The 13,194-nt window shown below is 75.5% G+C and carries 13 protein-coding genes; 1 reads left to right on the forward strand and 12 read right to left on the reverse strand.

From position 1 onward, the window contains the following. Positions 1 to 112 precede the first annotated feature (112 nt). Entirely contained in the window at positions 113 to 2,164 is a 2,052-nt protein-coding gene (locus PKA89_RS02075; RefSeq protein ID WP_324416114.1) for an AAA family ATPase, read from the forward strand. A gap of 18 nt (positions 2,165 to 2,182) precedes the next feature. On the opposite strand, the gene PKA89_RS02080 is transcribed toward PKA89_RS02075, so the two are convergent. The 12 genes from PKA89_RS02080 to PKA89_RS02135 form a co-directional block, all read right to left on the reverse strand. Further along, the gene (locus tag PKA89_RS02080) at positions 2,183 to 3,316 is read right to left on the reverse strand and encodes a hypothetical protein (protein ID WP_324416116.1); all 1,134 of its coding nucleotides are present in this window, start codon (positions 3,314 to 3,316) and stop codon (positions 2,183 to 2,185) included. An 82-nt stretch (positions 3,317 to 3,398) separates the two neighbouring features. Further along, positions 3,399 to 4,037, reverse strand: coding sequence for a DUF2510 domain-containing protein (locus tag PKA89_RS02085; protein ID WP_324416118.1), 639 nt, complete (start codon positions 4,035 to 4,037; stop codon positions 3,399 to 3,401). A 115-nt stretch (positions 4,038 to 4,152) separates the two neighbouring features. Beyond that, positions 4,153 to 5,577: a pyridoxal-dependent decarboxylase gene (locus PKA89_RS02090; protein WP_324416120.1), complete on the reverse strand. Its 1,425-nt coding sequence runs from the start codon at positions 5,575 to 5,577 to the stop codon at positions 4,153 to 4,155. Positions 5,578 to 5,599: 22 nt separating this feature from the next. After that, positions 5,600 to 5,959 carry a cupin domain-containing protein gene (locus PKA89_RS02095; protein ID WP_324416122.1) on the reverse strand — a complete coding sequence of 120 codons (360 nt, stop codon included), beginning with the start codon at positions 5,957 to 5,959 and terminating at the stop codon, positions 5,600 to 5,602. 5 nt (positions 5,960 to 5,964) lie between these two features. Continuing rightward, positions 5,965 to 7,362: a dihydrolipoyl dehydrogenase gene (gene lpdA, locus PKA89_RS02100; RefSeq protein ID WP_324416124.1), complete on the reverse strand. Its 1,398-nt coding sequence runs from the start codon at positions 7,360 to 7,362 to the stop codon at positions 5,965 to 5,967. A 39-nt stretch (positions 7,363 to 7,401) separates the two neighbouring features. Next, a complete protein-coding gene (gene mrdA, locus PKA89_RS02105; protein ID WP_324416126.1) occupies positions 7,402 to 9,390 on the reverse strand; it encodes a penicillin-binding protein 2 in 1,989 nt (662 codons plus the stop codon). Then, positions 9,387 to 9,875 carry a rod shape-determining protein MreD gene (gene mreD / locus PKA89_RS02110; protein WP_324416128.1) on the reverse strand — a complete coding sequence of 163 codons (489 nt, stop codon included), beginning with the start codon at positions 9,873 to 9,875 and terminating at the stop codon, positions 9,387 to 9,389. Before mreD ends, mrdA begins: the two co-directional genes overlap by 4 nt. Position 9,876: 1 nt before the next feature. Further along, entirely contained in the window at positions 9,877 to 10,704 is an 828-nt protein-coding gene (mreC, locus tag PKA89_RS02115; RefSeq protein WP_324416130.1) for a rod shape-determining protein MreC, read from the reverse strand. Between the two features lie 4 nt (positions 10,705 to 10,708). Then, the gene (locus PKA89_RS02120) at positions 10,709 to 11,743 is read right to left on the reverse strand and encodes a rod shape-determining protein (protein WP_324416132.1); all 1,035 of its coding nucleotides are present in this window, start codon (positions 11,741 to 11,743) and stop codon (positions 10,709 to 10,711) included. 222 nt (positions 11,744 to 11,965) lie between these two features. Next, positions 11,966 to 12,388 (reverse strand): nucleoside-diphosphate kinase, encoded by a 423-nt coding sequence (gene ndk, locus PKA89_RS02125; protein ID WP_324416134.1) that lies wholly within the window; start codon positions 12,386 to 12,388, stop codon positions 11,966 to 11,968. Between the two features lie 9 nt (positions 12,389 to 12,397). Further along, a complete protein-coding gene (locus tag PKA89_RS02130; protein WP_324416136.1) occupies positions 12,398 to 12,811 on the reverse strand; it encodes a DUF4233 domain-containing protein in 414 nt (137 codons plus the stop codon). Next, the gene (locus PKA89_RS02135) at positions 12,808 to 13,083 is read right to left on the reverse strand and encodes a hypothetical protein (protein ID WP_324416138.1); all 276 of its coding nucleotides are present in this window, start codon (positions 13,081 to 13,083) and stop codon (positions 12,808 to 12,810) included. Before PKA89_RS02135 ends, PKA89_RS02130 begins: the two co-directional genes overlap by 4 nt. Positions 13,084 to 13,194: the final 111 nt, after the last annotated feature.

Genomic DNA, 13,194 nt, shown 5'->3' on the forward strand with positions numbered 1-13,194 from the left:
ACGACGTCCCGAGGGATGGACACGAGCGCCGCCACCGCGCTACAATCATCGGTTCGCCAGTATGCGAACCCCACAGCACGCCCATCCCCAGTCCACCGGAGGCGGTCCCACCGTGCCCACGCCGACCGCCGAGCCGACCCCGCACGCCCCGGGTGACGTCCTCGCCCGCGAGCAGGCCCACCTCGAGCGCGCCCGCGACGAGCTCCGCCGGATGCGCGAGGCCACCGAGCGGCTCGACGCCTCGACCGCCGCCGACGCCTTCAACGCCGCCTACCTCGACCTCGTCCTCGCCCGCCGTGTCGCCTCGCTGCAGGACGACCCGCGCACGACGCTGTTCTTCGGCCGCATCGACTGCCGCACCGAGCACGGGGCCGAGACCTTCCACATCGGCCGTCGGCACGTCAGCGACGGCCGCGGCGATCCCGTCGTCGTCGACTGGCGGGCGCCGATCTCGACCGCCTTCTACCGCGCCTCCCCCGCCGAGCCGATGGGGGTCGAGCTGCGCCGGCGGTTCGGGGTCGACCGCGGTCGCCTCACGGCCTACGAGGACGAGCGCCTGACCGGGGGCGACACCACCGACCACAGCGCCATCCTCGCCGCCGAGATCGAGCGGCCGCGCTCGGGACCGATGCGCGACATCGTCTCGACCATCCAGCCCGAGCAGGACGAGATCGTCCGCTCCGACCTCGCGACGAGCATCTGCGTCCAGGGGGCGCCCGGCACCGGCAAGACCGCCGTCGGGCTGCACCGCGCCGCCTGGCTGCTCTACTCCTTCCGCACCCAGCTCGACCGCTCGGGGGTGCTCGTCGTCGGCCCGAACCGCGCGTTCCTCGACCACATCGGCGCCGTGCTGCCCTCGCTCGGCGAGGTGCGGGTCCGGCACGCGACGGTCGACACCCTCCTCGACCACGGCCGGGTCCGGGCCGAGGACGACACCGCGGTGGCCCTGCTCAAGGGCGACGCCCGGATGGCCGAGGTGCTGCGGGCGGCCGTGTGGCGGCACGTTGGCCGGGCCACCGAGCCGATGGTCGTCCCCCGCGGGTCGCGGCGCTGGCGGGTCCCGGCCTACGAGGTGCAGGACGAGGTGGACGCGCTCGTCCGCCGCGGGGTGCGCTACTCGGCCGCCCGCGAGCTGCTCCCCCAGCGGCTGGCCCACCTCGTGATGCTGCAGATCGAGCGCTCCGGGGACTTCCCCGGCGACACCGCCCAGGACGCCATCGCCCGCTCGGCACCCGTGCGCGCGTACGCGAAGGACCTCTGGCCGGTGCTCGACGCGGCCGGCGTGCTGCACCGCCTGTTCTCCGACCCGGCCGCCCTCGCCGACGCCGCCCACGGCGTCCTCACCGACGAGGAGCAGGCGATGCTGCTCTGGGACAGGCCCGCTCGCACCAAGGGTGCCGCCCGTTGGTCCCGCGCCGACCTCGCCCTCCTCGACGAGCTGACCGACCTCCTCGACCGCACACCGAGCCTCGGTCACGTCGTCCTCGACGAGGCCCAGGACCTCTCCCCGATGCAGCTGCGCGCCGTCGGCCGGCGCGCGTCGACCGGCAGCCTCACCGTCCTCGGCGACATCGCCCAGGGCACCACCCCGTGGGCGACCGAGTCGTGGGACACGGCGATGGCCCACCTGGGGCGCGACCGCCACGAGCTGGTCACCCTCGACCGCGGCTTCCGGGTGCCGGGTCTCGTCATCGACTTCGCCGCCCGCCTGCTGCCCTCGATGGCCCCGGGGCTCGGTGCGCCCCGGTCGGTCCGCGACAACCCCGGCCGGCTCGAGGTCCTCGCGGCCGACCCGTCCCGCCGCTCGGCCGCCGTCGTCGACGCGGTGCGCTCGATGACCGGCGAGCCCGGATCGGTCGGGGTCATCGCCCCGGACGCGTTCCTCGACGCGCTCTCCAGCGCCCTCGAGCGCGCGGAGATCGGGCACGGCCGGCTGGACGCCGAGCACGGTGACGACGAGGACCGGCAGGTCGAGCTGGTGCCGGCGAGCATCGCCAAGGGCCTCGAGTTCGACCGGGTGGTCGTCGTCGAGCCCGCGGCCATCGCCGCCGCCGAGCCGGACGAGCGCACCGGGCTGCGGCGGCTCTACGTCGTCCTCACCCGCGCCGTGTCGGCGCTCACGGTGGTCCACGCCGAGCCGCTCCCGGAGGCGCTGGCCGGCTGAGCGCGCTCGCCGGCGCCCTCACGAGCGGCCGTGCACGAGCTCCTCGCGGAAGCGCGCGACGAGCCCGGACCGGACGCGAAACACCTCGGCGTCGGCCGCGGCGACGGCGCTGCGCTCGATGCCGCCCGCGGACGCGGTCGGCACCGGGCGGTCGAGGGCCTGCAGGCGCTCGAGGGTCGGCGGGTGCTCGAGGTCGCGCGACCACGCCGGCTCGCCCTCGAGGCGGCGCACCAGCTCGGCGGCCTCCGGTCGCGGCGCCGACTCCATCGCCGTGAACGGGTCGGCCCCCGGGGTCCGGGCCGCGTTGTTCGCGGCGGTGAGCCCACGGGGCACTCCCGTGGTGCTGAGCAGCCAGCCGCGCACGGCCGGTGCGCCGGCGACGGCGGCGGCGCGCGCGTCGGCGTCGAGCGCCGCGTGATGCAGGACCGGGAGCCACAGCCGGGCCAGCAGCGCCTGGACGGCACGCACGGGCGCCGCCACGACGGTCATCCCCGCGGCGCCGACGGCGTCCGTGCCGCCGCGCACGGCCTGCTTCCCGGCCAGGTCCGCCCCGACGCCCAGAGCCCCGAGGTCGCCGATCGACTGCAGGACGCCCCGCGCGTTCTCTCCCGATCGCGAGGCCGTCGGGCGCAGCACGGTCCGCGCGCTGGTCAGCACGTCGTCGGCGAGCCGCACGAGGACCCCGGCCGGGCGCCGACGGACCTCGGCGCACGACAGCTCGTGGGCGAGGGCCGCGACCCGCTCACCGGGGTCGAGCGCGGTCCACTGCGGGAGCCCGACGACGAGCGCCGCACCGCCGAGGTAGCCGGTGGGCAGCACGTGCACCTCGTAGGTGGTGTCGACGAACACCGCGCTCGGCGCTCGCGCGCCGACCGCCGCCGCGACGGCCCCCGCGAGGCCGTCGAGTCCCGGCGCCTCCGCCGGCGTCATCCGGACGGCCCGGCGCGGCACCCGCCGGGGCCGCGGCAGCAGCTGCCAGAACAGCAGGACGCCCACGACCGCCCAGAGGAGGCGGGTCCAGCCGTCGTCGAACGCGAGCAGGACGAGCCACCCGGCGACCAGGACGAGGAGGAGGCCGACGACGAGGAGGGCGAGGAGCAGCGCGGGGACACCGGCGGGCCGGCCGGCCCGTGGTGAGTGCGTCGACGGCATCTCGGACCCCTGTTCGCCACCGGGCCACCCGACGGCGACCCGGGTCGAGGCTAGCGCCGCGGCGCCGTGGCCCGCACCGAGGTCAGGCGCCGACCGTCCACTTCTCGCCGTCCCAGTAGCGGGTCCGGCGGCGGGAGTGCGGGGCGGGGTACCAGCCGGGCGCGAGCCCGTTGCGGCTGGAGCCACCCATGTCCTTGACGATCCGCCGGGTGTGGAACGCGGGCACCAACGCCGCGAGCACCCCGACGGTGCAGCCCACGGTGAGGACGTAGAGGCCGAGGCCGGCGTCCAGGGTGGACCCGTGGAGGGCGTCGACGACGACCGGCGCCGAGTCCGTGAACCACGTGGGCCGGCCGAGGACGTCGAGCGGGCGCAGCACGAGCACCCACAGGACGAAGGTGATGAACGAGGTGGAGGCGAGGCCGACGAGCGCGGCGACCCGCCAGACCGGCCCGACGTAGCGGATCCGGGTGATGATCAGGGCCACGCCCATGAGCAGCACCCAGGCGCCGGTGATCGTGATGTACGACCGGAAGGGGGCGTCGAAGCCGACCGTCCCGGCCCGGGCGTGCAGCCCGAGGGGGCCCCAGATGCCGTCGGGGACGGGGTCGCCGCTCACGGAGAACACCGGCAGCAGGGTGCCGAGCATGACGATCCCGGCGCCGAGGCCCATGGTCAGCCCGGCGATCGCGTGGCTCCTGCTGTGTCTGACCTCGGCCATCTCACTCCTCCCAGCGAACGAGGCGAGTGTGACACCGGTCATGGCCTCCGGCGGGCCAGTTCGCGAAAACTCGGTCCGGCCGGCCATCCGCCGCGGTGGCGCCCGTGCTCGAGGGTCAGTCGCCGACCGTCCCCGTGACCTCGCGCAGGAGGGTCCACAGGGCCTCGACGTCCTCCCGCTCGGTGGCCTCGGCGCCGACCGAGACCCGCACCATCCAGCGGCCGTCGAGCTGGCTGGCGCCGAGGAAGACCCGCCCGGTCGCGTTCGCCGCCTCGACCCACGCGAGCGTGTGCGCGTCGAGGGCGTCGCCGGTCAGGCCCTCGGGCTCGTGGCGCAGGCAGACCGTCTGCAGGGTGACCGGCGTGAGCACCCGCCACCCCGGCTCGGCCTCGACCTGCTCGGCCAGCCAGCGGGCGTTCTCGAGGTCGCGCCGCAGCCGGGCCCGGATCGCCTCGACGCCGTCCAGCCGCAGGTGGAACCACAGCTTGAGGGCGCGGAACCGCCGGCCCAGCGGGATGCCCCAGTCCTTGTACTGGACGACCTCGGCGTCGGTGCTCGCGCGCAGGTAGCTCGGCGTCGTCGACATCACCGAGACGAGCTCGTCGACGTCGCGGACGTACAGCAGCGAGGTGTCGAGCACCGTCCCCATCCACTTGTGCGGGTTCCAGGCGAGGCTGTCGGCGTCGTCGACGCCCGCGAAGAGGTGACGCATCTCGGGCAGCAGCATCGCCGAGCCGGCCATCGCCGCGTCGACGTGCACCCACGCCCCGTGCTCGCGGGCCACCTCGACGATCGCCGGTACCGGGTCCATCGCGGTCGTCCCGGTCGTGCCGACGGCCGCGACGACGACGGCCGGCACCCGGCCGGCCGCGACGTCGTCGACCATCGCCCGGCGCAGGGCCTCGGCGTCCATCGCGTAGGTGACCGGGTCGACGTCGACGTACCGGAGGTTGTCGGCCCCGAACCCCGCGAGCAGCACCGCCTTCGGGACCGAGCTGTGGGCGTGCGGCGAGGTGTAGGCGACGAGCGGCGCGTCGAGGGACTGCAGCCCGCCACGGTGCTCGGAGCCGTCGCTGGCCCGCTCGCGGGCGGCGAGCATCGCGACGAGGCAGGCCGTCGACGCCGTGTCCTGGATGGCTCCCCGCCACTCCGGCGAGAGCCCGCACAGCTCGCGGAGCCAGTCGGTGACGACCTGCTCCACCTCGGTGAGCGCCGGCGCCGACTGCCAGGTGATGCCGAGCGCGCCGATCCCGCCGGAGGCGATGTCGCCGAGCACGCTGGCCAGGCTCGCGTTGCTCGGGAACCAGCCGTAGAAGCCGGGGTGCTGGGTCTGGGTGACGCCGGGGACGACGACGCGCTCGAGGTCGGCGAGCACCTCGGCGAACGGCTCGGGGGCGTCGGGGGCGTGCGCGGGCAGGGCCGCCCGGACCTCGCCGGGGCGCACCTGCGCGGCGACCGGGAGGTCGGGGACGCGGGCCCGGTGGTCGGCGATCCAGTCGACCAGCGCGTGGCCGGCGGCGCGGAACTCCTCGGGCGTCATGGCGTCATCCTGTCCGGTGGGCTCAGATGCGCTCGACCGTGGCGGTCAGCGGACCGCCGGCGTCACCGGTGTTGACGGTGCCGCGCCGCTCGATGAGGACGGCGCTCACCTCCTCGTCCGCGTGCGGGCAGTGCTCCACCCCGCGCGGCACGACGTACAGCTGCCCCGGCCCGAGGACGACGTCGCCGTCGCGCAGCCGGATGGTCAGCTCGCCGTCGACGACGAGGAACAGCTCGTCGCTCTCGTGGGTGTGCCAGACGAAGTCGCCCTTCACCTTGACGACCTTGACCTCGTGCTCGTCGAGCTCGGCGACGACCTTCGGCGACCAGTGCGCGGAGAAGAGCGACAGCTTCCCGGCGAGGTCGACCGGCTCGGCAGCCATCCGCGTCAGAGGTTGATCATGTGGCCGGCGATGCCCTCGACGGCCTCCTTGACCGCCTCGGACAGCGTCGGGTGCGCGAACACGTTGCGGGAGACCTCGTCCGCGGTGAGGTCCCACTTCTGCGCGAGGGTCAGCACGGGCAGCAGCTCGGTGACGTCGGGGCCGATCATGTGCGCGCCGATGATCTCGTTGTGCTCGGCGTCGGCGACGACCTTGACGAACCCGACGGCGTCGCCGAGCCCCATCGCCTTGCCGTTGGCGCTGAACGGGAACTTGGCCGTCTTGACGTCGTAGCCCTTCTCCTTGGCCTGCGCCTCGGAGTAGCCGAACGACCCGATCTGCGGGTGGCAGTAGGTGGCGCGCGGGATGAAGTCGAACTCGACCGGCATCGTCTCGGCCCCCGCGAGGTGCTCGGCGGCGACGACCCCCTGCGCCTCGGCGACGTGGGCGAGCATCAGCTTGGCCGTGCAGTCGCCGATGGCGTAGACGTTCTCGACGTTGGTGCGGCCGTACTCGTCGATGGCGATGGCGCCGCGCTCGGTGAGCTGCACGCCGGTGGACTCCAGGCCGTAGCCCTCGGTGCGGGGCGCGAAGCCGATCGCCGAGAGCAGCTTGTCGGCCTCGAGCACCTGCTGGTCACCGCCGGCGGCCGGCGAGACCGTGACGCGCACCCCGGAACCGGTGTCCTCGACCGCCTCGACCTTGGTGCCGAGCATGACCTTCACGCCGAGCTTCTTGTAGTGCTTGAGGAGCTCCTTGGAGATCTCCTCGTCCTCCGTCGGGACCATCCGGTCGAGGAACTCGACGATCGTGACGTCGACCCCGAAGTTCTTCATGACGTAGGCGAACTCGACGCCGATCGCGCCCGAGCCGGCGATGACGATCGAGCCGGGGAGGTTCTCGTCGAGGATCTGCTCCTCGTAGGTGACGATGTTCTGCGACACCTCGACGCCGGGCAGCATCCGGGTCACCGCGCCGGTGGCGATGATGAGGTGGTCGAAGGTCAGCTGCCGGGTCGAGCCGTCGTTGAGGGCGACGTCCATCGAGGTGGCGCTGGTCAGCGTGCCCCAGCCGTCGATCTCCTCGATCTTGTTCTTCTTCATGAGGAAGTGGACACCCTTGACGATGCCGGCCGACACCTTGCGCGAGCGGGCATGCGTGGCGCCGTACTTCATCGTCGCCTCCCCCTCGATGCCGTAGAGCTCCCTGTCGTGCTGGAGCGTGTGGGCCAGCTCGGCGTTCTTGATGAGCGCCTTGGAGGGAATGCAGCCGACGTTGAGACACACCCCGCCCCAGTACTTCTTCTCGACGACCGCGACCTTCTTCCCGAGCTGGGAGGCGCGGATCGCCGCGACGTACCCACCGGGACCAGCACCGAGCACCACGACGTCGAAGTCAGCCATGCCCGCCAGCCTATCGGGGCGGGTGACTGGCTCCGACGCTCAGCCCAGCCCGCGCAGGGTGAGGTGCACCGCACGGGCCACCGGAGCCGCCGTGTCGCTGCCGTTGCCGCCCTGGGCGACGACCGCCGCGACGACCCAGCGGGGACGCGAGGCCGGAGCGTACGAGACGAACCACGAGGTGTCCCGCTTCCCCACGACCTCGCCCGTCCCGGTCTTGCCGGCCACCGGCCAGTCGGCCGGCATCGTCCGGAAGGCGCCGGCGGCCGTGCCCGACGTGACGACCCGGCGCAGTCCGGCCCGCAGGTAGGCGTCGGTCGCGGCGGTCATCGGTGCCCGGTGGGCGGGGCCGGCCGCGACCCGGGCCCGCTCCCCCGACACCGGGTCGACGAGGGCGGCGGCGAGCCGGGGGGTGCGGACCGTGCCGCCGTTCGCGATCGCCGCGTAGGCGACGGCCATCTGGAGGGGGGTGGCGAGGACGTCCCCCTGCCCGATGGCGAAGTTCGCGGCGTCCCCGGCGCGCAGCTGCCACCCGGAGGCGCAGTTCTCTCTGGCGACCGCCGTGAGGAAGCTCCGCCGCTCGCGGTCGGCGACCTCTGGGTACCCGGTGCGGGCGCGCCGGCACAGGTCGGCGCGCTGCTGCTCCCACTGGTCCTGCCGCCAGGTGCGGTCGGGGATGCGACCCGCCGACTCCGAGGGCAGGTCGATGCCGGTCGGTGCGCCGAGCCCGAGCCCCCGGGCGGTCGCCGCGAACGGGTCGGGCGTCGTCGACCGCGCGGCGAGGCCGCCCTGGCGCTGCCACGCCGAGTAGGCGAGCTGGTAGAAGACGGTGTCGCACGAGATCTCGAGTGCCCGGGCGAGGCTGATGTGGCCCTGCGGCGCGGACTCGTAGTTGTGGAAGTCGCGGTCCCCGATCCGGTACACCGCCGGGCAGTCGTACGAGGCCCCGAGCGAGCGGCCGTCGCGGACCGCCGCCGCGACCGAGGCCGGCTTCATCGTGCTCGCCGGGGCGAACCCGACGTCGGTGGCCCGGGAGAGCAGCGGGGTCCCCGAGCGCGCACCGGTCAGCCGGGCGTAGTCGGCGGCCGAGATGCCACCGGTCCACACGTTGGGGTCGTAGGTCGGCGCGCTGGCCAGCGCCGCGACGGCGCCGGTGCGCGGGTCGAGGACGACGACGGCCCCGGAGTCGGCCGGCCACCCCCGGGTGCGCGTCCGGCGCATCTCGGCGGCCAGCGCCCGCTCGGCGCTCGCCTGCACGACGGCGTCGAGGGAGGTGACGAGGTCGCGCCCCGGGACGGGGTCGGTGCGCGAGACGACGCCGGTGACGAGGCCGCGCGGGTCGACCGAGACGACCGTGCGGCCGGGGGTGCCGCGCAGCTCGCGGTCGTACTGCTGCTCGAGCCCGGCCCGCCCGACGAGCTCGTCGGGGGTGAGGCTCGGGTCGGCGGCGACGTCCTCGGCGGTGGCCCGCCCCAGGTAGCCGAGCACCTGCGCGGCGAGCGCCCCCTCGGGTCGCGGGTAGCTGCGGACCGGGGTCGAGGTGACGGCGACCCCGGGGAAGCGGCCGGGCTGCTCGACGAGGGCGAGCGCCCGCACCGGGTCGACGTCCGTGGCGAGCGGCACCGGCACCTGCGGCGACCCGCTCCAGCAGGCCGGCGCGCCCGGCGCGCCCGGCTCGCCGCAGAGCCACGTCCGGCCGAGGAGGTCGGCCGCCGGGAGCCCGAGCACGGCCGCGACGTCCCGCACCTCCTCCTCCGCCGCGGGGCGGTCGTCGGCGAGGACCCGTCGCTCGAGGGTGACGACGGTGCTCGTCCGGTTGTCGGCGAGGACCCGGCCGGCGCGGTCGAGGATGCGTCCGCGCAGGGCCGGGACGACGATCGTCCGGGTGTCGAGCGCGGCGGCCCGGGCGGCGAGGCCGTCCGCCTCGGCGAGCTGGACCTGTCCGAGCCGGACGACGAGCCCGGAGAAGGCGACGACGACGGCCGCGACGAGCGCGAGCAGGCGGCCGCGGTGCCGGGTGGCGCGCCTCACCCGAACCGCCTGCGCACCGCCGCGCGCTCGGCCCGCACGACGACGGGGACGACGAGCGCGCCGAGGGTCGCGGTGAGGAGGCACCGGACGGCGACGTCGGCGAGCCCGACCGGTGCCTGGACCGCGAGCGCGCGCACGACGTCGACCCCCTCGACGACGACCGACGCGAGCAGGGTGACCGCCGCGACCCGCGGGGCGGCCACCGGGCCCGTCACCCGCAGGCGCCCGGCGAGCATCCCGGCGGCGGCGTACACGAGGGCGTGCACGCCGAGCACCTCGGCGCCGGGGGGCACGAGGTCGAGGACCCATCCGCCGACGAGGCCCGCGACCGCCCCGGCGACCGGCCCGCGCCACAGCGCCCAGGCGACGACGAGGACGACGACGAGGTTGGGGACGGGCGTGAGGTGCCGGGCGGCGAGCCCGACGGCGACGAGCACGGCGAGGACGAGTCCCGCTCCGCGCAGGACCAGGCCGAGCAGGCCCACCTCAGCCGCCCCCGGTCGCGGTCGGCCGCGGTGTGCTCCGCCGCGTGCCGACGACCACCCCGACGACGTCGAGGCCCGCCGGGTCGACCGCGGGCGCGACGGTGCCGCTGGGCGCGAGCCGTCCGACCGGGGACCCCACCGACGCCACGGTGCCGACCCGCAGCCCGGGGACGAAGGGTCGGCCGCCGGGGCTGCCGAGGGTGGTGACGGCGTCGCCGGGCGCCACCGTGCCCCCGGCGACGAGCGCGAGGGCCAGCTGCCCAGCCGCCGGCGCCGGCTGCCCGGGAACGGCTGTGGCGGAGGCCTGCCCGAGGACCCCGCGGTCGCCGACGCGGACCCCGACGGCGACGTCGGGTCCTCCGAGGAGGAGGACGTCGCAGGTCCACGGGCCGACCTCGACGACGCGCCCGACGAGCCCGTCGGCGGCGACGACCGCCTCGTCGGCCTCGACGCCGTCGCGGGAGCCGACGTCGATGGTCACGCGTTCCGGTCCCGCAGGTCCGGGCGGACCGACGGCCACGACGCGGGCGAGGACGAGCGGCAGCCCGTCGACCGCCGGGTCGGCGAGCAGGGCACCGGCCCCGGCGGCCGCGGCGAGCCGGCGGTCGGCGTCGGCGAGCCGGGCCGCGAGCCGGGGGTTCACGGCCTGCAGCCGCGACGCCTCGTCCTCACGCGGGCCGGCGACACGCTCGAGCGGTCCGAGTCCGGCCGCGGCGAGCCGGCGCACCCCGCCGAGGTCGACCGCGCCGGAGAGGTCGAGGACGAGGACGAGCGCGGTGAGCAGGGTGAGGGCCAGCGCCGCGCGCCGGGGCACCGTCCAGGCGTTCACGGCGTCACGGGCGCCGCGTGTCGACGAGGACGCGCTCGAGGGTGCGGAACTCCTCGACGCACCGGCCGGCGCCGCGGGCCACCGCCCGCAGCGGGTCGTCGGCGGCGCGCACGGGCACGCCCAGCTCGTGGGAGAGGCGCTCGTCGAGGCCGCGCAGGAGGGCACCGCCGCCGGTCAGCGCGATGCCGCGGTCGACGACGTCGCCGGCCAGCTCGGGCGGGCAGACGTCGAGGACCGAGCGGACGAGGTCGACGACCTGGGCGAGCGGCGTCTCGATGGCCCGGCGCACCTCGGCCGAGCCGATGGTCACCGTCTTCGGCAGGCCGGTCACGAGGTCGCGCCCGCGCACGCGCTCGGAGAGCTCCTCGGTGAGCGGGAACGCCGACCCCGCACCGATCTTCAGCTGCTCGGCGCTGGACTCCCCGAGGAGCAGGGAGTACTCGGCCTTGACGTGGGCGACGATCGCCTCGTCGATCTCGTCGCCGCCGATGCGCACGGTGCGCGAGGTGACGATGCCGCCGAGGCTGATCACGCCGACGTCGGTCGTGCCGCCACCGATGTCGACGACCATCGAGGCCTCGGTCCCTTCGACCGGGAGGCCGGCGCCGATCGCGGCCGCCATCGTCTCCTCGACGACGTAGACCCGCCGCGCACCGGAGCGCAGGGTGGCGTCCTCGAGGGCGCGCCGCTCGACGCTCGTGATGTCGCTGGGGACGCACACGACGACCCGCGGGCGGACCAGCCGGGACGGGGCGACGCGGTCGACGAACCAGCGGATCATCCGCTCGGTGACGTCGGCGTCGGAGATGACGCCGTCGCGCAGCGGGCGCACCGCGGTGACCGTCTCGGGCGTGCGGCCGAGCATCTCCTTGGCCCGGCGGCCGGCGGCCACGAGCTCGCTCGTGCCGGTGCGCACGGCGACGACGGACGGCTCGTCGAGGACGACGCCGCGGCCGCGTTCGTAGACGACGGTGTTGGCGGTGCCGAGGTCGAGGGCGAGGTCGCGCCCCCGGACCCAGCCCGCCGACCACCCGCTCATGGCGAGCAGGCTAGGCGCGGCCCGCAGCGTCGTCCGGACGCAACGCCGGGGACCGCCGGGACGGCACGGCATCCACGTGTCGGGTGTGGCTCATGAGGCCAGTGGGACCTCCGAGGCGCCCACGACCAGCCCTCACCCGGGGAGGGCGCGCTTCACCCGGGAACGGTTCCGGGGTGGAGCGCAGCCGTATCGGGTGACCCGATACGCGCGAGGCCCGCGGGGTCAGAGCTGGGGGAACCAGATGTCGATCTCGCGCGCGGCCGACTCCGGCGAGTCCGAGCCGTGGACGATGTTCTCCTGGACCGGCCGGCCCCAGTCGCGCCCGAGGTCGCCGCGGATCGAGCCGGGAGCGGCCTTCGTCGGGTCGGTCGCACCGGCGAGCGAGCGGAAGCCCTCGATGCAGCGCTCCCCCTCGATGACGACCGCGGTGACCGGGCCGGAGGACATGAACGCGACGAGCGGCTCGAAGAACGGCTTGCCCTCGTGCTCGGCGTAGTGCCGGTGCAGCATGTCGGTGTCCGGGGTGAGCACCTGGAGGGCCACGAGCCGGTACCCCTTGGCCTCGATGCGGCGGAGCACCTCGCCGGTGAGGCCGCGGGCGAAGCCGTCGGGCTTGACGAGGACGAGCGAGCGTTCTGTGGTCACGCCGCCAGCCTAGTCCGCGACGGCACCCGCCCCCGACGCCGCCTCGGCCTCCCGCCGCGCGACGAGGGCGTCCGCCCGGACCCCCTGGACGAGGAGCAGCACCCACAGCGCGGTGAAGACGACGGCCACCCCGAGCATGGCCGTCACGAGGACCCCGCTGGCCCACGTGAGCGCCTGGACGAGCCAGCCGAGGGTGACGCCGAACGGCCGCCGCATCAGGCCGCTCGCCAGCAGCGAGAACCCCGCGAGCCCGAGGCCCACCCAGAGCAGCCGGTCGCCGTCGGACGCGCGGCCGTCGGCGATGGCGAGCCCCCGCGCGACGAGGGCGAAGAAGGAGAGCAGGACCGCCTGTCCGAGGAGGGCGACCGCGAGCAGCCGGAAGGTCAGCCGGCCCTGCGTGCCGTAGAGGTGCAGCCGCCTCACCGGGCCGCCCCGCCCTGCTTCCACCGGTAGGTCTCGACCGCCGCCCGCGACTGTGCGAGACCGGCACCGGTCGCGGCCCGGTAGTGCTTGACCGCGCCGACGAGCCGGCCCTGCGCCAGGGAGGCGTCGATGACCCCGCGCACCTCGGCGGCGAGCTCCTCGACCGGGGTGAACGCCACCTCGCCGGACGCGCCCGAGGCCCGCACCTGGCGCACCACGTACCAGACGGCGACGACCGCCGCGACGAGCACGAGGAGCTTGAGCAGGCCCATGGGCCCAGCCTAGGTGAGGCGCGGGGAGACCCTGACATCCGTCACCTCGGCCGCCGCCCGGACGTCACGACGCACTCGTGATGGCCGTCGCGGGCGCCGGCGCGCGGTCCA

Source organism: Phycicoccus sp. (genome assembly GCF_035325325.1).
In the GTDB taxonomy this organism is placed as follows: domain Bacteria; phylum Actinomycetota; class Actinomycetes; order Actinomycetales; family Dermatophilaceae; genus Phycicoccus.